Annotated in this window: 13 protein-coding genes and 1 tRNA gene; 6 read left to right on the forward strand and 8 right to left on the reverse strand. The window is 44.2% G+C overall.

Annotation, left to right across the window (positions count from 1 at the left end):
* Positions 1–17 precede the first annotated feature (17 nt).
* The 3 genes from porX to FHS86_RS12915 form a co-directional block, all read right to left on the reverse strand.
* Positions 18–1,580, reverse strand: a complete 1,563-nt coding sequence (gene porX, locus FHS86_RS12905; protein ID WP_429414243.1) for a T9SS response regulator signal transducer PorX — start codon at positions 1,578–1,580, stop codon at positions 18–20.
* A 210-nt stretch (positions 1,581–1,790) separates the two neighbouring features.
* Entirely contained in the window at positions 1,791–5,723 is a 3,933-nt protein-coding gene (gene porW, locus FHS86_RS12910) for a type IX secretion system periplasmic lipoprotein PorW/SprE (RefSeq protein ID WP_459112894.1), read from the reverse strand.
* 220 nt (positions 5,724–5,943) lie between these two features.
* A complete protein-coding gene (locus FHS86_RS12915) occupies positions 5,944–6,435 on the reverse strand; it encodes a hypothetical protein (RefSeq protein ID WP_429414248.1) in 492 nt (163 codons plus the stop codon).
* Positions 6,436–6,846: 411 nt separating this feature from the next.
* Here FHS86_RS12915 and FHS86_RS12920 point away from each other — a divergent pair, with 411 nt between their 5' ends.
* Genes FHS86_RS12920 through FHS86_RS12930 form a run of 3 tightly spaced genes read left to right on the forward strand, consistent with a single transcriptional unit; the run spans position 6,847 to position 10,427 of the window.
* Positions 6,847–7,941 (forward strand): sensor histidine kinase, encoded by a 1,095-nt coding sequence (locus FHS86_RS12920; RefSeq protein ID WP_429414250.1) that lies wholly within the window; start codon positions 6,847–6,849, stop codon positions 7,939–7,941.
* A 25-nt stretch (positions 7,942–7,966) separates the two neighbouring features.
* The gene (locus FHS86_RS12925) at positions 7,967–9,685 is read left to right on the forward strand and encodes a gluzincin family metallopeptidase (protein WP_429414253.1); all 1,719 of its coding nucleotides are present in this window, start codon (positions 7,967–7,969) and stop codon (positions 9,683–9,685) included.
* A 13-nt stretch (positions 9,686–9,698) separates the two neighbouring features.
* Complete coding sequence (locus tag FHS86_RS12930) at positions 9,699–10,427, forward strand: LytR/AlgR family response regulator transcription factor (protein WP_429414256.1); 729 nt, start codon at positions 9,699–9,701, stop codon at positions 10,425–10,427.
* 93 nt (positions 10,428–10,520) lie between these two features.
* On the opposite strand, the gene FHS86_RS12935 is transcribed toward FHS86_RS12930, so the two are convergent.
* Together FHS86_RS12935 and FHS86_RS12940 are read right to left on the reverse strand one after the other, a co-directional pair.
* Positions 10,521–11,921 carry a RagB/SusD family nutrient uptake outer membrane protein gene (locus FHS86_RS12935; protein ID WP_429414258.1) on the reverse strand — a complete coding sequence of 467 codons (1,401 nt, stop codon included), beginning with the start codon at positions 11,919–11,921 and terminating at the stop codon, positions 10,521–10,523.
* A 53-nt stretch (positions 11,922–11,974) separates the two neighbouring features.
* Positions 11,975–14,968: a SusC/RagA family TonB-linked outer membrane protein gene (locus FHS86_RS12940; RefSeq protein WP_429414261.1), complete on the reverse strand. Its 2,994-nt coding sequence runs from the start codon at positions 14,966–14,968 to the stop codon at positions 11,975–11,977.
* 674 nt (positions 14,969–15,642) lie between these two features.
* Here FHS86_RS12940 and FHS86_RS12945 point away from each other — a divergent pair.
* The 3 genes from FHS86_RS12945 to rsgA all read left to right on the forward strand — a co-directional run bounded on the left by FHS86_RS12945 (position 15,643) and on the right by rsgA (position 19,062).
* The gene (locus tag FHS86_RS12945; protein WP_429414264.1) at positions 15,643–16,536 is read left to right on the forward strand and encodes a cation diffusion facilitator family transporter; all 894 of its coding nucleotides are present in this window, start codon (positions 15,643–15,645) and stop codon (positions 16,534–16,536) included.
* Between the two features lie 243 nt (positions 16,537–16,779).
* Positions 16,780–17,550 carry a class I SAM-dependent methyltransferase gene (locus tag FHS86_RS12950; RefSeq protein WP_429414267.1) on the forward strand — a complete coding sequence of 257 codons (771 nt, stop codon included), beginning with the start codon at positions 16,780–16,782 and terminating at the stop codon, positions 17,548–17,550.
* 450 nt (positions 17,551–18,000) lie between these two features.
* The gene (gene rsgA, locus FHS86_RS12955; RefSeq protein WP_429414270.1) at positions 18,001–19,062 is read left to right on the forward strand and encodes a ribosome small subunit-dependent GTPase A; all 1,062 of its coding nucleotides are present in this window, start codon (positions 18,001–18,003) and stop codon (positions 19,060–19,062) included.
* A 102-nt stretch (positions 19,063–19,164) separates the two neighbouring features.
* Here rsgA and FHS86_RS12960 read toward each other — a convergent pair.
* The 3 genes from FHS86_RS12960 to FHS86_RS12970 form a co-directional block, all read right to left on the reverse strand.
* Positions 19,165–19,239, reverse strand: a tRNA-Val gene (locus FHS86_RS12960).
* A 140-nt stretch (positions 19,240–19,379) separates the two neighbouring features.
* Complete coding sequence (gene glmS, locus FHS86_RS12965) at positions 19,380–21,224, reverse strand: glutamine--fructose-6-phosphate transaminase (isomerizing) (RefSeq protein ID WP_429414273.1); 1,845 nt, start codon at positions 21,222–21,224, stop codon at positions 19,380–19,382.
* Between the two features lie 101 nt (positions 21,225–21,325).
* Positions 21,326–22,138: a glycogen/starch synthase gene (locus FHS86_RS12970; RefSeq protein WP_429414276.1), complete on the reverse strand. Its 813-nt coding sequence runs from the start codon at positions 22,136–22,138 to the stop codon at positions 21,326–21,328.
* Between the last annotated feature and the right edge of the window lie 74 nt (positions 22,139–22,212).

Consider the following 22,212-nt stretch of genomic DNA (forward strand, 5'->3'; position numbering starts at 1 on the left):
GATACGGTATCATTTTTTTATTTGGGCTGTAACCTGATAACAGGAATGAGCATTTCTTCCATCGAAATTCCACCATGCTGAAAAGTATCGCGATAGTAGTTGGCATAGTAATTATAATTATTTGGATAAGCAAAGAAATCCTGATTCATGGCAAATATAAACGAAGTACTGACATTGTTTGACGGCAGGCGTGCTTCTTCAGGTTTTTTTATCTCAAATACTTCTTTGGGATTGTAATTCAGATTGCGCCCCAACTTGTATCGAAGGTTGGTATTGGTGCTTCGTTCTCCTATCACTTTTAAGGGATTGTTCACCCTGATGGTTCCGTGATCGGTTGTCAATATCAGTTCGTAATTGTTGTCGCTCAAATCCTTGAGCAGATCAGTCAGGCCCGAATGTTTGAACCAGCTGACCGTTAGCGAGCGGTAGGCTGCTTCGTCGGAAGCCAGTTCCCTGATCATGTTCATCTCGGTACGGGCATGCGAAATCATGTCGACAAAATTCAACACAAGTACGGCCAAATCGGATTGCAACATTTTATTCAGGTTGTCGGTCCCTTTTCGACCCGGTTTTACCGAAGTAATTTTTTCGAAGAAAAGCTTTTCTTTACGTCCGTGACGAGACATTTGTTGTTTTAATAGCTCTTCCTCAAAATTGTTCTTCCCGCCTTCTTCATTGTCGTCGTCGGACCAGAACCGGGGTGATATTTTTTTAATATCGGCAGGCATCAGGCCTGAAAAGATACTGTTGCGGGCGTACATGGTAGCAGTAGGAAGAATGCTCATGTACATTTCATCTTTAACCACCGAATAATACTCGCTGATGATGGGACTCAGAGCACGCCACTGATCAAAGCGGATGTTGTCGATGATCATCACAAACACTTTCTTTCCTTCGTCGAGTACCGGAAAAATACGTTTGGGAAAAAGATCGGGTGATATGAGCGGCCGTTCCTTGTTGTTACTGTCGAGCCAGCTTATATAGTTTTTGGCAATGAAACGGCAAAAAGCATGATTGGCTTCGGTCTTTTGCATTTGTAATACTTCGTCCATGGCTTTGTCGTCGGAATTGCTTAATTCCATTTCCCAGTAGGTGAGCTTGCGATAAACTTCTTCCCAGTCGCTGATGGTGTAGGAGTCGTTAATTTGCATGCCGAGTTTTGAAAAGCCCATTTGATAGGCCGAAGTGGTTTGTCGTGTGACGAGTTCCTTTTTGTTGATGTTCTTTTTAATCGAAAGTAAAATCTGCTTCGGATTTACAGGTTTAATCAGGTAGTCGGCCATTTGAGATCCAATGGCTTCATCCATGATCGATTCTTCCTCGCTCTTGGTGATCATCACAACCGGTACCAGGTTGTTGATCTGTTTAATAAGATTCAGGGTTTCGAGTCCCGAATAGCCTGGCATGTTTTCATCGAGAAAAATGATGTCGAGCGGATTTTCCTTAACGATCTCGATGGCATCGGCACCATTGGTTGCACTTAGTACGTCGTATCCTTTGTTCTCAAGAAAAATAATGTGTGGTTTCAAAAGGTCAATCTCATCGTCGACCCATAATATTTTAATGCGCTTTGCAAGCATAGGCTGTTTTTTGTGTAAAGTTAATGCTTCTTTTAATCTTCTGCTGACTTTATAACAAGCCCATTTGGCAATTATTGTTCATTTTGCACGATTTGACAACTTTTAACGCTTAGGCCCCTTTGATGCGTTTTGATGCAGGAATGCGGAATTGGACCCAAAAAGAGCCTGACCAGACCATGGCTTTACAATGCAAGGCAAATGAATGACGGCTTATTCTTCAATATTATAAAACTGCTGGTAGAAGCGCTGGTAGTCGCCTATGTCTTTCGATTCCTTTAGCAATTCCAGATTGGGTTGTGAAATTAAAAAGCGTTTATAATTCACATTGCGCAGCGACATGCCGATCCGGCGGTCAGCATCAAGAACGCGAAGGTATTCATTGGCTTGCTCAATTGTGCCAATTCCTGTTACCATAACAAGCGAACGGAAGTCGTCGAAGTTTTCTACCTGAACGGTGATTCCGTTTCCACGGAAATTTACTGCATTGAGTCGGTTGAGGTAGGTGGTAAGCAAGGTCTGATTCGATCCGCCTGATGGCAAGAGGTAAATCAGATTTTGATCGGCTCCGGCATCGAATGAAAACTCACCATCGTAGCTTGAAACAGGAGCTTCACTGGCTGTTACCGAAGTGGTATCTTCAGTGGTTTCCTTGCCTGCAGTCGGGTCAGTAAGCAGTGGTGCTTCCGATATTTCTTCACTTTTTTCTGTTTCATTTTCAGCAAGCGGGTTGAGCTCACTGACTGTGCTTTCTGCATTGCTTGCCTGTTGTTGCTGCGCTGTTACTTCTTCAGGCAGTGTTTGGTCTGCTTCTTTGACTGAAGTGTTTTCTTCGGACCTGATCTGGCTTTGTTCCGGAGTTTCCTCAATGCTTTCATCTTTTGGAGCAGGGGGTTTCCGGTATACATAGTTTCGCTGATAGAATTCCTTCCATTCGTCAATGTTGTTGTTTTGTTTCAGGGAATCCAGGTTGGGATTGCTGATAATGTATTGTTCGTACGGTGTTTCTCCAAGGCTTTCAAAAAGTGCTTCCTGTTCTTTTATTTCATTGAGATACTGAAGGGCCAGATAAGCATTTTCAAACTGAACAACCTGAAGCATGGTCGCGTCGGGCAGATTGCCGGGAACAACACGCAGGCGTTGCTGGCGGTGTTTGTCGAGATTGTAACGTACCAGGTCGCGCATCACAAATCCTGTGCGGTACCTTGGTTCGTTGATTAACAACAGGTAGTTGTGTGGAAGATTGTAGTCGTTAACGAAAGGCTGACTGGCAGGGTCGGGTGCCTGATACAACGACGTGTCGATATCGATTTCTACAAATTCACCCTGCTCGACAACTTCTTCCTCTTCGTCACGGTTGAGACGGGCCATCAATTCCTCGGGCGATTCGAGTTCTTCTTCGGGGAACTCACCGGTGGTAAACGAACTGTAATTTTTTACGAAAAACTTCAGGTATTCATTGTAGGAACGGTCGCCAAGCATTTCGCGATAATTGTTGCTTGAAACAATGAAATTCAGGAATTTTTGACCGGCCAGTGTTTTAAATACTTCGGGTTTGCGGATAATGGAGAGGAAGTAAACCATCGCATTCTCCTTGTTTCCGAAGTTGCGAACGATGATAAGCTTTGTTTCGTTATTCAGGTTTTCTGTTTCGATGTCGAAATCGAGTGCTGTATAATGATCGATGTTGTAGTTGGCGATATCGAATTTGAGCCGGTTTACATCAATGCCATCGTCGTTGGGGAAGGCAATGATGAAGTAGTGAAGCAGTCCGGTGTTGTCGTCCCATTTTGCATCAAAGGCATTTTGCTCTTCTTCGTTTTGTGGAAGAAGTTCCATGTTTTTTATTACCTCATTCAGATAACCGGTATTTACCAGCTGATCGTAATCTGAAAGTTTATCCTGACTGATCAGCCCGGCAATTTGTTGAGCCAGTGGAGTTGGTTCGGCTTTTGGCCATGTATTGATATAGGCATTGAGTGAATCGGTAAACTGCTCTTTGTTGAGCTGTCGTGAACCAGCAATCATTTCGATGAAGCGGGCTTTGGGTACCATGGCCGAATCGGGCTGGTAATTGAGCACCATACGGCTGTATTTCAGAGCCTGATCAAAGTCGCGGTATTTATAATGATTGAATGCATTTTGATAAAGTGTGTTAATGCTGTCGATCCGGGCTTCTTCTTCAATAAAGAAGTTGGGATTGATGAGGTATTTGGCATAGTTTGAATTGGGATAACGGTCGAGGATTAATTGTTTGTAATAAGCGGCACTGTCGCTGTTCTCGATGGTAGTGTACAAATCCCACAGATGAAAATAGCTTGGCAATTCATACATATTTCCCGGGTAGCGTTGATTCAGACTCTTGAACTGCTCGATGGAGCGTTCAAAATCGCTGAAGTCGGTTTTGAAAATATTTCCTGCATTGAATAAGGCATCGCGTATTTTTTGGTTGGAAACAGCCAGTAATGAATCGTTGCTGGGAATGTCCTGAAGGTAGAATTCGCGGGTAGTGGGGTCATCAATGCGCGGTTCTTCTTCGGGAAGTTCATCTAAAAGTCCGATTGAATCGGCTTCGGCAAGTGCTTCCGGGCCTTCCTGATCGTAGGAGATCGATTTATCGCTTCTCCTCCAGTTATCTTCATTTTTACGGTCGCCCCACAGTCTTTCAAATTCCTGCTTTCCGTACGACACCGTTGACGGATTGTAGAAATACCATCCTCCACCACTTCCGTTAAGTCGCATGCGGTTGTTCATCGAGTTTCCATAAGCTCCGGCATACATGCCATCGGCTCCTGATGCTTCCATTTCGGCAAGTCGCTTTTCTTCCTCCTGTATCCAGGAGTTGATTTTTGCATCGAGCATTTCCGGGCTCAGGGCAGCCAGTGCCTGCAGGGAGTCTTCGGTTTCGATGGTTAGCAGATTGTTTACCAGCCGGCTGAGGCTGGCATGTTGATCGGCAATTTGAGGATAATTGGGATAATTCTCGTCGATCACCACCATGGCACTGTCGTAATAGTTTCCGGCTGGCAGGTAAGCGCGTTTTTCAAAGTAGATTTCGGCCAGCGTGAGACAACTCAGGGCGCGCTGATGGGTGTTTTCGACCGAAACTGCTGCCGAACGGCGATAGTATTCAAGGGCATCGTCGATTTTGCCTTCGTTATACAGAATATTGCCCAGGGCATAATAAATCTGGTCGAGGAAGGGTTCATTTCTTTTTTTTCTGCTCATTTTATTGAGCGACTTTCTCAGGGTAGCCACATCGCCTTCGCCTGAAAAAACACCTGCACTGTTGATGCGGGCATTGAACATCATTTCGTAATCGGGACGACGACGGACCACCTGCCTGTAGGCTTCGAGTGCTTTTAGTTTGTTTCCCTGTTCCTGATACAATTGTGCCAGAATAAAGGTATAACGTGTCTTGCGTTCGTTTCCTTTAATTTTTTTAATTCCAATGTTCAGGTATTGTATGGCTTCCTCGAAATGCTGTTGTTTAAGATGCAGATCGGCAGCAACAATGGCCAGTTCACCTTCGAGCGCTTCAGGAAACTGATCGTTGCCTTCGAGCGATTCGATCAGCTCGGCCGCTTCGGTATATCGTTCCGCTTCGTTATAAGTGCGAACCAGCCACAAATAAGCCTGGTATTTTACATCTTCGTCTTTAAATTTTCGTAAAGTAAGTGTGAAGGTACTGGCTGCCATCAGGTATTCTTTCTGATACAGATAGGCCTTTCCCATCATGATGTAGGCATCGTCGACCCATTTGTTGTATTCGGGTTTTATGGGTTTCCTTTTTCGGGCATTGGTTTTCCGCCGGTTCGATTCGGGTTGATTGGTAATTGAATGGAATTTGATGAGTTTGGTTGCTTTGTCGATGGCCGTGTTCATGTCGCTCATCACCAGGGTTTCGGTTCCCGGCAGACTGGTTTTGAAAACGGGCAGTATCTTTGTATAATCTTCTTCAACGCGGGTTTCAATTTTCTCCAGTCCCATCTTCATGGCTTCGTCGCCATTGAAGTAAACATTGTAATGAGCGGTCAGATTATGGTAATTTCTGTTCACAAACGTATTCTTCTCGGTTGAACAGGAAAGAAGTACCAATGTCAACAAAAACGCGATGATATTCTGATGTGGTAATGTGTTTCTCAAGGTCTAAAATCGTTGTCTCGGAAAATAAAACTCTTTTTTTGCAATTATATTGTATGCACCCGTCGAAGGCTGCTTTATAAAATATGCAATAATACGAAACTTTGATAAGAATTATCAAGGAAGGGAAACACTTCGGCGGGTTTTCCACTAAAAAGCAACAGTCCCGCACCGGTGTTAGCGATACGGAACTGTTGAAAAGATGTGATTGTATTTGTTTTGATCAATGTTGGGCCAGACCATCGGTTTTAGGCAGCGACTGGTTCTGAAACACTACATCACGGGCTTCTTCCTTGATCACTGAGGGAAAGAAACAGGCAATGAGCGCCAATGCTTTTTTGGTGCTTTTGCGTTTTGGAGTAAGCAGCGACTGATAGCAGAATGCTTTGTTTTCTACCAAGCCTGCATAACTTTTTGTTGAAAGCTGTTGCCACTTTTCGGGCATTTTTCGTAAGCCTAAACCCAAATCGTTGCATACATACATTACTTCAACATTATCACCCCGAAGTAAATAGCAGCATTCCGATTCACCAGGGCATACCTCGATGGTAAAATGTGCCGAAGCATTTTCATAACTGAGCTGATAACTGTTTTCATCTAAACTGCTTACTTCATATCCTTTCAGAAAACTGTTGCTGTTACCGCTGATTGGTTTCTTTGCCCAGCTGGCAGTTGCAAGCAGGCTAACTGCGATTACGATCATTAATTTTTTCATCTTAATAAGTTTTATTGTTTCAATGGCTTATTATGTTCCGGGTGAAATGAAACGAAGGTTTATTTCCTGCGGAACGTTTGTGTTTGTAAGCTAAATTAAGTACCTGAAAAAAAATAAATTGCGAAGATCAACGATCGACCGTTGGGAGCTAATCAATAGCAGTTTACGGTAATTGATGAACCTTGGCTGCCGTATTTTTCGTTTTTAGCAGGCGAAGAGGTAATGGACTGCAAAAGCAAATGATTAACAGGTTGCTGAGGATGAAAGTCAGGCTGGCTTGCTGTGCCTGTTGTGTCGATGGGTAGTTTTAAGCTGCTTTTGATGCTTTGCAACATGTTTTTGAATAATAAATGACTGTTTTTAGTAACTTTTTCACTTTTCATACGACAAGTATAGTAACAGGAAATTTCAATGGAAAAGCAGATAAAATCACGATCGTACAGCAATGAAGTGATGCGGGTAATTGAAAACAGTTGGTTTTTTCATCCCGTTTTATGGATAGGGGTCTTGTTAATTCTTACAGGATTAATCAGTATTAATGGTAGCTGGCCTTTTAGTTTCTATCTTTTAAACATGCTGGTGGCACTCCCTGCCATGATGTTGTTTTCGTATGTGATGGATGCACTGGGCAACCGCTTGCTGTTTGGGAAACACCAGGCAGTTTTATTTCTTCTTCTGCTTTTTGTGTTTACCCTTGCCTGTGCTTTGCTTATTCCTGTGTTGAATCACTTTATTTTCTTTGGCTTATTGTATCCGCGTGTTTTTGAGCCCGTTCCCTGGTTTAACTGGCGCATGATCCCTCAAAATGTGATCCTTTTGTGGTTTCCGTATTTCATTCTTTCGATTAAAACCTTTTTTCTTAACTGGTTCAGAGCCGAACAGGAAAAACTGATCATTGAAAATAAACAGCTTTTGTCGGAGATCCAGTTGATGAAAATAAAGCTTCATCCGCACTTCCTGTTCAATACGCTGAATAATCTTTATGTGATGTCGACGCTCGATCACAAGAATGCGGCGGAGTACATTATGAAACTTTCGGAGCTCTACCGTATCATGTTGTATGAGTGCAACAAGGACTTTTATCCCCTCAGGGAAGAATTAAAATTAATGGATAATTATATCGAGCTGGAAAAAATCAGGTATGACGAACGACTTAAAATTGACATTCAATTACCCGAGGACATCAATGAGCAGATTATTCTTCCGCCCCTGCTTCTGTTCACTTTCGTTGAAAACGCTTTCAAACATGGATGTCGAAACGATGTGGGGAAGCCATTTATTAAAATATCGGTTCTGATTAAAGACGAATACATTCATTTTGAGTCGGTAAACAGCATTCCCGAAAACGAAGGCAAAAAATCAAAATTCGGAGGAATTGGACTCGATAATACGCAAAAACGGCTCGATTTGATTTACAAGGATGAATATGAGTTCAACAATGGAATCAGTGATGGCTGCTACCAGGTCCATCTTAAAATTCCTCAACTGACAATGTCAGGCAACTAAACAGTAAAACCTAAAACCGATCAGCATGAGAATACAATTTGTCTTTACCCTGTTCATCGTATTTCTGTTGGCAGCCTGTTCCGATGTAAAGCAGACCGAAAGGGTACTGGAGCATTTTCTCGATCGCCATGTCGATCGGATTAAACCCATCAATCAGAAATACAGCGAAGTGGTTTGGGCAACCTATACCGGACAAGCGAGTTTTACGTCCTTGCTTGAACGCTCACGCATGACCGATTCGCTCTACAGGGCGGCAGGAGAGCCGGTCGAATACTATCAAAACCTGTTAAACAATGTATACGACAATTCTAGCGATTTTGATATTTTAATGAAGATCAAAGCGTCGGGGCTGATTCAGGATCCGCTGCTAAAAAGGCAGTTCATGAAGGTATTCCGGCAATATCTTTCCATTCAAAATAGCTGGGATGAATCGGAAAGCAAACAGGCCGAATTGTTTGAACAGTTTTTCGACCTGAAGAAAAGTGAAACGGCTTTCTGGGATTCAGTGCAGCAGGTTCCCGGAGTGGATGCACGCAACGAATGGATCGAACAGTTTTCGGAACTTACCGTCGATTTCAAGGAAATGATTAAAGCCATGAACCGTGATGCCCAAAAAATGGGTTATGCGAATTATTTTCAGCTTGTCATGGATTTCAATGGGGTCGACTATCAACAGCTGGATGAATTTACAAAAATTATCGAGCAGGAGACGGCTGCCGATTACAGGCAGCTTTTGGAAGCATGCAATAGAGAAATCAATCGCAATTTTAATATACCGGCCAGCCAAATCACAGCGCAACATTACAACTATGAAGCAAAGAAAATGATGCTGCCCGAAGCCTGGGACAAAGATTATACGCGCGAAGAGTTTGTTGATATATTGAATCGTTATTTTGCTTATGGTGAATACAACACTGAATCGATTATTCAGAATTCAGATTTGTGGTTTGCTCCTGAAAAAATTAATCAGAGTTTCTTTTTCAGTGTCGATGCCGAAAAATCGGATTACAGGATTTATGCCAATATAAAAACCAATACGATGGGCGTGTATACCATGCTTCATGAATTCGGACATGCTGTACATTACCAGGAGGTAGATAAGAAATTGCCTTACCTTCTTTGTGAACCGCACACCATTGCCACCGAGGCGGTAGCCATCTATTTTAACGATAAGTTGTATCACTCAAACACACTACGAACGCTGATGGCCTTGCCCGATATTTCTGAATCGGCCTATTTCAGCGAGTTTGTCGACCCTTCACGCCTCGTATTTTTAAGAAAACTCTTGCGAAGTATCGCCTTTCAGCAACAGATTTTTGAAAACCCCGAACAGGATTTTAATGAGCTATGGTGGAGCTTGAACGAAAAATACCTGTACTATCAGACCGACAACGATAAGCGATTGCCAGAATGGATTTCGAATCAGCACATTATTTATGCCAATGGTGTTCATGTGTATTATTTGTTTGCCACAGCAGTGGCTGCCCAGCTTGAGGCTTATTTCCCCGACGATGTGATCGGTCCGGTAAAGGGTTTTATGCGTTTGGGCGATTCAATGGAGTGGAGTGATATGCTGGAACAGGTGACCGGTGAATCGTTGAATCTGAATTACCTTTTTAATTCGTACCGAAGAATCAACAAAGAGGAAGTGCCTTTCACCTTTAATGTGGTATCGGGGAAAATGCTTTCCTTTTATGAAGAAAATATCAATCAAACAATGAATCCAGCAAATAGCGTTACATAATAATAATGAAAACATGAAAACACACTGTATGATTATTGATGATGAGCCTTTAGCCAGGGAACTCATCGCCGGATATCTTGAAAAGATAGATAATCTGGAACTGATAGCAAGTTGCAGCAATGCAATGCAAGCCTTCCAGGTGCTTAAGGAAAAGAAGATCGATCTTATTTTTCTCGACATCAACATGCCCCAGATTACGGGCATCGATTTCATCCGTTCACTCAGTAACCCGCCAAAGGTGATCATCGTATCGGCACATAAAGAATATGCCCTCGAAGGTTTTGAGCTCGATGTGGTCGACTACTTACTGAAACCTGTTTCATTTAGCCGACTTTTGAAAGCCATCGACAAGTTTTTTATGCTTTCCAACAATGCTACCCGCCTGCACGGCGATTCGAGAAATACGGAAGAAGCCTTTGTTTATCTGAAAGAAAATAAGAAGGTGGTGAAGGTGGTCCTCAACGAGATCGATTATATTGAAGCAATGGGAGAATATTGTCAGGTTTTTGTCGAAGGGCGTCGGATTATTCCCAAAATGTCGATCAAGCAATTCGAGGAACTACTGGCCGACAAAGATTTTATTCGCATCCACAAGTCGATTGTGGTTCCTCTGAAAAAGGTGACGGCCTTTTCTGCCTCGATTATCGAAATCAATAAGGAGAAGGAATTGCCCATTGGCCGAAGTTATAAAAAGTCGGTTTTGCACGCATTGGAGTACAATGGGAAGGTGCAGGATACCTAAACAGTAATTTGCATTAAAAGGAAAAGCAAGTAAACCCGTGGGTACTTGCTTTTCTTCTTAATGCAAACTGACGTCGGATATTTGGCCTTGATTTTAATAGCCGTTATTCTGGCTTAGTTTATTATTCACATCACGCTCGCGTTGAGGTATAGGAAGTACTAAGCGGGGAGCATTGTAGGGCAGCTCTCCGACTGACCATTTCCAACGACGGTAATGATGTAGCCGCCAGCCTTCAAAAATCAATTCCCTGATACGTTCAGTCCTTACCAACTCGAGGTCGATTGTTTCGGGTGTTGAAAGGCCTGCGCGGCTGCGAATGCGGGCAATGTCGTTGACAGGCAAATCGCCTGTTTCGCTACCGTTCTCCAGGTTGGCTTCGGCACGTGTGAGGTACATTTCGGCCAAACGGATAAAGGTGACATTGTTCTCAAAATTAAGCCACTTGGCACAGAAAATTCCGTCGTTGCTGTTACTTCCAAAGCCCCGGTAATACATACTTTCGATGTCGCTCTCGTCTGAGTCCTCGCCCAGATCGGTCTGAATGGCAGCTCTGAGGTCTCCTTCCTCATACAAATCGAATACTTTGTCGTTCATTGCAAAATCGCTTCGTCCGGTTACATTGGTACTTGCATAAAAGGTCGACATGCCTTCATTGCCCGTTCCTTGCTCCGAGCCCAGGTTGTCGTCGTTGTTTTGCTGGAAGGCAAACACATCTTCCTGCAGGTTCGAAGGGTGATTGAACGCTGCCAGGGGTGTTTCCATCAGGCTGAACTGACCTGATTCAATCACCTCGGATGCTGCGGTGGCTGCTTTCTCCCATTCTTCTTTCATCAGGTATAAACGTGAAAGAATGGCCTTGGCAGCATAGCTGCCGGCAAAGAAGTGCTCATCGGGAGCCAGCAGGGAAGCTGCCTGTTCAAGATCAGCCTGTGCCTGATTAATTACCGCTTCGACCGAAGCCCTCGGGGGGTACATGGTGGTATCATTCTCAAGCAGTAGGGGCACAGCATCGGCTTCATTAGCTCCTCCGGGTTCATAAGCCGGCGCGAAGTAACGGGTCAGATCGAAGTAGCACAAGCCGCGCAGAAAAAGGGCTTCTCCCATTAGCTGGTTTTTTGCGTCAGGTTCGGCTACCTCAATGTGCCCCAATACCTGGTTGCAAATGTAAATTCCCTTGTAAAGATCCTGCCAGGCTTCACGGGGCCACAGCGATGAAGCCACCAGTTCCTTGTTGAGGTACTCGCGGGGTTCAAGATAGGTTCCCTGGAAAAAGATTTCTCCGTCATCGGGCAAAAGTGCCCCGGCGTGCAGTAGTTGTTGTCCGTATCCGTTTCGGATATTGACATAAGCCTGATTAAGGGCCAGCCGCAGGTTCTCGCTGCTGCTTAGTGCTGTTTCGGAATCGATGCTCTGTTTTGGTTCAATGTCGAGAAACCCGTCGCAGGCAAACAGTAGCAGGACGATGAGCATTGCTGGTATATTCTTTATTTTCATTTTATTTCTTTTTATGATTATTCGACTCAAATAGTTGTACACAATGATCGCTTTCAGAAGGTGATGTTTACACCAAACGAGTACGATTTGGCCTGTGGGGTTGAATAGTACCATATTCCCTGCTGAATATTTTCTGAAGTGGTGGTCCGGTTAATTCCGGGTGCAGTTACTTCAGGGTCGTACAAGGGAAAGTTGGTCCAGGTAAGCAGGTTTACACCGCTGAAATAGATTCTTACTTTTTCGAGAGATGCTTTGCGTGTCAGATCTTTCGGCAGGGTGTAACCCAGGGTGAGTTCTTTAAAGCGCAGATAGGAACCGTCGTAAATATAACGCGACGACATGCGGTTGCCATTGGTTACGCCGAAGCGGGCCTGAGGTACATTGGTTATGTCGCCCGGCTTTTGCCACCTGTTCATCTGATCTTTGGTTTGATTATCGACCCAGTTGGCATTGCTGCTCATGAAACGACCTGCGTCGTTGTACACATCATTGCCGTAAACAGCCTGAAAAAAGATGTTCAAATCGAAGCCCTTGTATGCAAAACGGTTGAGCATTCCACCAAACCACTCGGGATTTGGGTCACCCACCACCATGTCGGCTGCCTGCGAATAGTTGCTGGTTGTTTCGTCGCTGCCTTCTTCTACATAATAAAGGGCATCGCCATTATCGGGATCAACACCGGCATATTTTTTCATGTAGAATACTCCGATGGCCTGCCCCTCTTCCACGCGATTGGCACCAAAAGTCATGGGAGAAACAATGTTCAGTATTTTATTTCGGTTGGTAGCCAGGTTGAAACTGGTGTTCCAGCTAAAATCGCCGGTAACGTTGGCCGTGTTGATGGCCAGCTCAAAACCTTTGTTCTCCAATTCGCCAACATTTTCGGTAATGCTGGCAAAACCTGTTGTAAAGGGGAGGAGTCTGTTAAGCAGCAGGTCGGATGTCTTTTTGTAGTAAAAGTCGATTTCGCCGTTAATGCGGTTTTTGAATAAACCAAAATCGATACCAATGTCGGTTTGTGCAGTGTTTTCCCACGAAAGCTTTTCATTGGCCAGCTGTGATGGTTCAATGGCTGGCTTTCCGGCATAGCTGCTGCCATCGTACAGACCCAGTGAACCAAAGTTGTCAATTTCGGAGTTGCCGGTTACGCCATACGATGCCCTTAGTTTCAGGAAGCTGATTCCCTCGGCTGACTGGATGAAGGCTTCTTCTGATAGCAGCCATCCGGCCGAGGCCGAATAAAAACTACCAAAGCGATTGTCCTTGCCAAATTTGCTGGATCCATCAACACGGTAGCTGGCTCCCAGTAGGTATTTCCCCGCATATTTGTAGTTGATTCGACTGAAGACCGATAGGTAACTATAGCCGGTACTAAAACTGAAGAAGTCGTCACTCTCGGCTGCCGATGCAATGGTTTGAAACTGATCGGAAGGAAAGGTTTTTCCTCCTGTGCGGCTTATAAAGCGGTCGGCTTGCTGGGCCGAAGTACCTGCCGTTAAATCCAGGGTGTGCAGTTCGGCGAAGGTATTGCTGTAAGTGAAATAGTTGTCGAACGACCAGTTGAAAACATTGACATTGCGCAGGTAGGCTTTTCCGGCAGGAGATCCGTCGTCGGTTTTTCTGCTGCGGTATTGATCTTCACGCTGGTTGAGGTTGTCCATGCCAAAAACCGAATTGAAGGTGAGCCCTTCAGCCAGTTTCATCCGGGCATAAGCGATGGCAAAGGTGCGGTAAACACGGGTATCGTTTTTATCGTACTTGAAAGTCATCAGGCCATTGTAATAGAAAGTATCCTCAAAGGGTTCGTCATCAACAAAAGCAGGAAAGTAAGGTGCCTGGGCAATGAGCTGCATGGGAGTAGCAAAGGCATTGTCGTTGGCAGCCCTGAACAAATCGCTGCGCACAAAATTGAACTTGGCTCCCAAATCAATGAACTCGTTGACCTTGTGATCGAGGTTTAAACGGCCACTAAAGCGTTGGTAGTCGTTGGCAATGAGAATGCCCTCCTGATCGTCGTAACTAAAACCGAGGTAGTAGCGTGTTGTTTCACTGCCTCCCTGCGACGACAGGTTGAAATTGGATGAAACGGCCTTTCTGAAAATATGATCGTTCCAGTTGTTTTCGATGGCTTCGTCGAGGCTTTCGTAATTGGCATAACTTAATATAGTTGCTTCTCCCTGGCCGGGATCGGCCCAGCCGCTGTTTTCCATGGCTTCTCCCATCAGCTCGACATATTCGGCAGTGTTGAGAAAGTCGGTAACAATGGTTGGCCCCGAATAGGTACGTGAATAGTTTACACTAATACTCGAGGGCTGATTCTTTCGTCCCGTTTTGGTATTGATGATGACCACCCCGTTTGAGGCCCTGGAACCATAAATGGCAGCTGCCGAAGCATCTTTCAGCACCTGTATCGATTCGATGTCGTCGAAGTTGATATCCGACACCGGATTGGTTGGGTGGTTACCCGTAGTGCCCTGGTCTTCGGTAGTAATGATGATGCCGTCGACCACGTAGAGTGGCTGGTTGCTGGCGCCCAGCGAAGAAGTTCCCCTGACTCTTATTTTGACTCCTTCGCCCAGCTTGCCTGTCGATTTCTCAATAAATACACCTGGTGTTTTCCCTTGTAAAGAGGTTTCAAACGAAGGTGAATTCATTTTTTGTAGTTCTTCGCTGTTGAGTTTGCTAATGGCTCCGGTAATCTCTGATTTAATTTGTTGTCCATAACCAACTACCACCACTTCATTCACATCAACCGCCTCATCTTCGAGGCTTACGTCTAGTACAGAGCGATTGTTGATGGCTACTTTTGCTGTTTTTTTCCCGATGAAAGTAAAATGGAGTGTGCCATTGGCATCGGGTACATTAATGCGGTACTGTCCGTCGACATTGGTAACGGTTCCAATGGAGGTGCCGCTCAGAAATACAGTAACGCCTGGCAGGGCTTCCCCATCGGAGGCCGAAATGACCCTGCCTGAAATGCTTAATTCTTGTGCCATTGATGAATAGATCATGGTGAGACACAGTAGTAACATGTAAATTTTCTTCATAAAAGCAAGTTTTTGGTTTTTGATCGCTCGAAATCCACTTCGTTTTTCGAGGTGAAAGCTCAAAATAGTGTGTCCCGTTTTCTTAATAATGAATGATTGATGTACGACCTTCGTACGTATTTCAATGTCAGCCCTGAAATGTTTTATGCAGCTCATATTGTGAAAGAAGTTGTTTGTACCAGTTTACTGGGAGTTGAACATGCATGCAATCTAAGAGAGGAGTAAATGCAAAATACCGCTTTGTGTACAAACGGCCCCGGAGAAATCGAAAGCCCAAGAACAGCAAAAAGTAAGCTATGGAGGCTGTGATTTTGTTATAGATGAATTCAGCTGTTGGATTAGAATTTATAGGCAGCGCAATAAAAACAAAAGGAGGCTTGCGAAACCTCCTTTATCTTTTCGAGTTCATTGTACGAAAATGACTCTTATTAACCTGCGGTAAAGGTAATGCGTACTACTGAGTAAAAATGAAAGGATCGATCAACGACCGAAAAGCACCGGTCAACAGATGCAGCGGGTCAATTAACGGTAATAATTGGAGTAGAAACAGTCATTGTGTGTATTTTTGAGCAAACTTCTGTTCAGGGCATTTGTTAACAAATTGAAAGAAGTACAAATTTGAAGCAGCTTACTTTTCTTAAAGCATGCACTTTTGTTTTATTTTAGATTCGTTTATGTCGCACAATCATCATCATAGCAGTTCTGGTTTGACTCATGGAAAGGCTTTTGCCATTGGCATCGGACTTAATATTGCCTTTGTAGTGATTGAGGTTGTTTATGGTTTGCTGGCCAATTCGTCGGCCTTGCTTGCCGATGCTGGTCACAATGCCAGCGATGTGCTCAGTTTGATTTTTGCATGGACAGCCAGTTGGCTTGCAACGCTAAAGCCCCGGGGCAAATATACTTATGGCTGGCGCAAAACGACCATACTGGTGTCGATTGTGAATGCCTTGATGTTGTTTGGAGCTGTTGGCTTTATCGCCTGGGAAGCCGTCGATCATCTTAAAAATCCTGCTCCTGTTGCAGGAAAGCAGGTGATGATAGTGGCCGGGATAGGAGTGGTGATCAATGCCATTACAGCCATGCTGTTTATGAAGGGACAAAAGCACGATCTGAATATCAAAGGAGCCTACCTTCACATGGCAGCCGATGCCGGAGTTTCGCTTGGAGTGGTGCTTTCGGGTTTATTGATTCATTTCTCAGGATGGAGTTGGATCGATCCTGTTACCAGTTTCGTGATCATCGCAGTAATTGTATGGGGTACCTGGAAATTGTTTACCGACTCGGTTGATCTGGCCCTCGACGCGGTACCAAAGCACATCGATGCCGGCAAAGTACGTGAGTTTCTACTTTCTCAAAGCGGAGTCGATGATATACACGATTTGCATATCTGGGCCATGAGCACAACGCAGGTGGCGCTCACCGTTCACCTGATTATGCCGCATGGGGCTGGTGATCATTTCATTACTGACCTGCAGCAGTCACTTCACGACATGTTCGGGATCGGACACACCACTTTTCAGGTTGAAAGGGCTGATCTGCAAAGTGATTGTAAAACAGATTGCTAATTGGGCAACACGTATTTCAAAAATATTTATCTTTGCTTTCACTAAAACTTTTGGATGTTTAATACAATTACGGTTTCGGTAAAGTAAATAACCATCGGCTTACAGTCTGTGGTTATCCCTTCATTCGGTTCAGACCTGTTCGTGTCTGAGCACTTCTTTTATGCTTATATCTGAAATAATCATTGTGTCTCTGCAGTAAACAGATCATTTACAGCATTGAGACTAAAACTTAATTTAAACATCATGAGTGAAGAAATAAAATCAATCCACGAATTTGACATCGACCTGATATGCCGTTATTATTCAGCATTTGATCGTCAGGGGCCCGGAAGTCGGGAAGCAACTTTAAAAGCACTAAGTTTTATCGACCCACCGGGACCGGCATCGAAAATTGCCGATCTTGGCTGTGGTACCGGTGGACAAACCATGGTGCTGGCTCAGCATACTCAGGGACAGCTTACCGGTATTGATCTTTTTCCGGCTTTCATCGATCTTTTCAATCAAAATACCATGAAGCTGAATTTGCAGCAGAGCGTTAAAGGCCTTGTTGGTTCGATGGACGATCTGCCTTTCGGAGAAGAAGAGCTCGACCTCATCTGGTCGGAAGGTGCTATTTACAACATCGGCTTCGAAAAGGGACTGAATGAATGGTATAAATACCTGAAAAAAGGCGGATTTATTGCCGTCACTGAGGTGTCGTGGCTAAGCAATACACGACCAGCAGAAATCGAGCAATTCTGGATGGATGCTTATCCCGAAATTGAAACCATAGCAAGCAAGCTTGAGAAAATGCAAAAGGCCGGATATGTTCCGCTTGCTACTTTTGTTTTACCTGACGAATGCTGGCTTCAGAACTTTTATGAGCCTCAGGAAGCTATGCAGGAGGATTTCCTGAAAGAAAATGCAGGCAATGTAACGGCCGTTGAGTTGGTAGCCAATCAACGGCATGAATATGAATTGTACAAAAAGTACAAGGCGTTTTATGGCTATGTATTTTATATCGGGAAGAAGTGATGAATTAGCACCCGGACAAGCCCGTGCTAGCTGCGAATAAACAGGCCGTAATGAATAAGATCAGCTCTTAGATGAATCGCAGGCGTGTTGATGATAAAAACCACGCGTGGTTTTACTCAAAACCACGCTTGGTTTTTTCAGCAGGGGCTTTGTATTAAAATTAGCCAGTATTGTAGTGCTTAGAAACGCCGTTGGGGGCGAAGTCATCCAGGAGGGAATGAAGTGGCAGACTGTAGAAATAGGGTCCAGGCTGATCGCCTCAAAATGAATTGAATGGATTGAAGAATGGTGACAGATCAATGCCTTCCAACTTCATTCTATCGATTACCATGTGCGAGTTCAAGAGACAGATTGGGACAAGCTATGAGGGCAAGATTTTTCGTTATGATTCGTCAGTTGACAGACGCAGATCGATCCAAAAGCAAATGAATAATTTAAAAGTAAAAAGAAATGAATGACCTGGAATTATATGGCTGGAATCAGGAATTATTGCAGCAAAAGGAAGCAAGTAGCTATAAAGAACAAGTACATGGCAGGGTAATAGTGACCCACAAAACCCGTTATGTGCTTGTGGCTGAAGCAGGCAATTTCGATTGTGAATTGAGTGGTAACATGCTTTTCGGAAGGGATCGCTATGACTATCCCTGTACGGGCGATTGGGTGCTTTTTCAGCCAATTGATGATAACAAGGGGATTATTCTGGATATGTTGCCACGAAAAAAAACATTGCATCGATCGAGAAGTGATACCACTTTCGGGAAGCAGGCACTTGCCTCACATGTCGATAAAGCCTTTGTTGTACAAAGCCTCGATCAGGGTTTCAGTGTAAGGCGCATTGAACGATTTTTATTGCAGTTGGCAGTCGGGAAAATACAGCCGGTTTTGATTTTCACAAAAGCCGACTTGAATCACGATAAGGCTTCCATCGAGCAAGCAATTAGTCATCTTGGTCACAAAATTCCGGTAGTATATACCAGTATTTTTGAGGGTGGAAGTATTGAGCAGTTACGCCGTTTTATTCAAACCGGTGAAACAGTTGTTTTTCTGGGTTTGTCGGGTGTAGGAAAAAGTACACTTGTGAACTTTTTGTGTAACAGGGAGATTCAGCAAACAGCTGCAATCAGCAGTGCAACGGGAAAAGGAAAACATACCACTTCGAAGCGTGAGTTAATTTTGCTGGAACAAGGGGGTATTTTAATCGACACGCCTGGCATCAAATTGTTTGGGATTAGTACCGATGACCATGAAGCACTTTTAGAGGTGCTTGATATTGATCATTTGAAAAATGAATGTCGCTATACAAACTGTACCCATACGAATGAAAAAGGCTGTGCTGTAATTAAAGCGCTTGAAGATGGAGTTCTTGACAGGGGGATTTACAACAATTATCAAAAGTTGAAACGGGAAGCATGGCACTATACTGTTTCTGAACATGAAAAAAGAAAGCAGGGTAAGCAGTTTGCCAGGATGGTGAAACACATCAAAAGAGACCACCACAAGGGCAGGCAATAGCTCAAAGCGTCTTGTTTTGAAAATTAAAATGTGGGCTGTACCGGAGTCGAAACGTGCAACGAAAACTTGCTACACTATCAGGTGAAATTTAAACAAATAAAGTGGGGCGTACTGGAATCGAACCAGTGACCTCTTGCCTGTCAAGCAAGCGCTCTAAACCAACTGAGCTAACGTCCCTGTTACCTTATGTATAAACCAACTGTCCCGATGAAGGTCGGGAAACAGCCCTGTCATGCATTTCGTGCGGCGAAAATACTATTTTTTCTATAATCAGCTCATCACTTCACCAACGTTTTTGGTAAATGATGAGCTTTTTTTTATTCCACGGTTACACTTTTTGCCAGGTTGCGTGGCTGGTCAACATCACATCCGCGAATTACGGCAACGTAATAGGCAAATAACTGCAGTGGTATTACCGCCAGCAATGGAGTAACCACATCGTCCGATTTTGGTATTTCCATAATGTCTTCAACCATGTCTGCCAGGTTGCTGTCTCCTTCGGTAACAATTGCAATGATGTTTCCTTTTCGTGCTTTTACCTCCTGTATATTACTTACAACCTTTTCGTAATAACGGTCTTTGGCAGCAACTACAACAACGGGGAGATTGCTGTCGATCAGGGCAATGGGCCCATGTTTCATCTCGCCTGCGGCATAGCCTTCGGCATGAATGTATGAAATTTCTTTCAGCTTCAGTGCGCCTTCAAGTGCTACAGGGAAGAGGTAGCCGCGTCCAAGATAAAGTGAGTTAACACTGTCCTTGTATTTTTCGGCGATGGCTTTCAACTTGAGATGATTCTCGAGAATAAGTTGAATTTTATCGGGAATACTGATCAGATCGTTCACAATGGAGAAGTAGCGCTCGTCGCTGATGGTTTGGTGCTTGCGGGCAAGGCGAAGTGCAATCAGGGTTAGCACGGTCACCTGGGCTGTAAATGCCTTGGTCGATGCCACTCCGATTTCGACTCCGGCGTGGGTGTATATTCCGGCATGTGTCTCGCGGGCAATGCTCGAGCCAACCACGTTGCAAATACCCAAAACAAGGGCTCCCTTTTCTTTGGCCAGTCTGATGGCGGCCAGTGTATCGGCTGTTTCACCGCTTTGGCTGATCGCCAGTACCACGTCGTCTTCACGGATAATTGGGCGCCGGTAGCGGTATTCCGAGGCATATTCGACCTCGACGGGCACCTGGGCATATTCTTCGATAAGGTATTCTCCAATCAGGGCTGCATGCCACGAAGTACCGCAGGCGATAATGATGACCCTTTTGGCATCAAGTATCCGGGGCATTACTTCGTTGAGTCCTCCCAGAAATACTTCTTTTGTTTGTGGATCAATGCGTCCTCTGAACGAGTCGGCAATGGTTTTGGGTTGTTCGAAAATCTCTTTCAGCATGAAGTGCTCAAAACCATTTTTCTCGAGCTCACCAACGCTGAGTTCAAGTTGCTGAATTTCAGGTTTAAGTTCTTCATCATGATCGATGCTTTTCAGCGTAAAGCTGTGCGGAGTAATGATGGCTACATCGTTGTCGTTCAGGTAAACAACATTTTTGGTGTATTCGATCATGGGGGTTGCATCCGAAGCAATGAAGTATTCGCCTTCGCCTATGCCAATGGCCATTGGACTACTTTTTCGGGCGGCAATCATGGTTTCGGGTTCGTTTTTACAAAGTACCACCAGGCCATAAGCCCCAACAACCCTCGAAAGCGCATAGCGCACAGCCTGTTCTGCATTGATATTTTCAGCTTCCGAATACATGTATTCAATCAGGTTGGCCAGGATTTCAGTATCGGTTTCGCCATAAAACCTGTAGCCCTTTTTTTCCAGATCTTTTTTAATTTTCTCGTAATTCTCAATGATTCCGTTATGAATGATGGTAAACAAGCCATTCATTGAGGTGTGGGGATGGGCATTGATATCGTTTGGCTCGCCATGGGTGGCCCAGCGGGTGTGGGCAATTCCCATATTGGAGTAAGTATCTTTGTCGGCGCAATAATTTTCAAGCTCTGATACTTTTCCTTTTTTCTTAAAAACTTCAATGTTGTTGTTCTTGAAAAGCGCAACTCCGGCTGAGTCGTATCCTCTGTATTCGAGCCGCTTGAGGCCTTTGAGCAAGATAGGGTAGGCGTTTTTGGGCCCAATGTAAGCTACAATTCCACACATGTCTTTTTCATTTAAATGATGAATAATTTGGTTGGGAATAAAAATAAGGCAAAAAAAGGGGAAAAAAAAGAGTGCTGTAAGCAGCACCCTTTGTAATGTTGTTATTCTTTTTCGAGTATCGAATCGTAGAATTGATCGTAGGCATCGATGTAGTTGTCCTCGTCCTGGTATTCGAGTACCGGAAGGCCACTTTTATTCAGTGCTTCTTCCACTTCGGCATTGATACGGGGACTTCCCTTAATGATGCCGTCGGCATATTGAATGGCGAGTTTGTTCAGATTGACATACGAAGGCTGCTCAATAATTTTCACATCTTCAGCTGTAATTTCTTCACCCTGAATTTTTTCAATCATTGTTGGATCGAGGTCATTTTTAAACTCATCGTCGTGGATGGTATACACCACTTTGGCCTGTGAGAACAAGGGATCGTCGGCATACACTTTTTTAATGAGCAGGGGTACAATTGCACCAAACCAGCCCTGACAATGAATCAGATCGGGAGCCCAGCGCAGTTTTATCACTGTTTCGAGAACTCCTTTTGCATAGAAGATGGCGCGCTCGTCGTTGTCTTCAAAGGGCTTTCCATCTTTCGATGCCATTACCGACTTACGATGAAAATAGTCTTCGTTATCGATAAAGTACACCTGCATTCGTGCTGCCTGAATTGAGGCCACCTTAATGATGAGCGGGTGGTCGGTATCGTTGATTACCAGGTTCATACCCGAAAGTCTGATCACTTCGTGCAGCTGATTACGACGTTCGTTAACACTGCCGTAACGCGGCATAAAGGTGCGAATTTCTTTTCCTCTTTCCTGGATGCCCTGGGGTAGAAATCTGCCTATTTTTGATTTTTCGGATTCGGGTAAGTAGGGAGTAATCTCTTGAAAAATAAACAATATCTTTTTCTTTTCCATTCTATCTTTCGATATTTTTGATTTTGCAAAATTAGTAAAATTCCATGATATATCATACTGTTACCGAATGGTAA

Origin of the sequence: Roseimarinus sediminis (genome assembly GCF_050433125.1) — a bacterium.
Taxonomy (GTDB): Bacteria; Bacteroidota; Bacteroidia; order Bacteroidales; family Prolixibacteraceae; genus Roseimarinus; species Roseimarinus sediminis.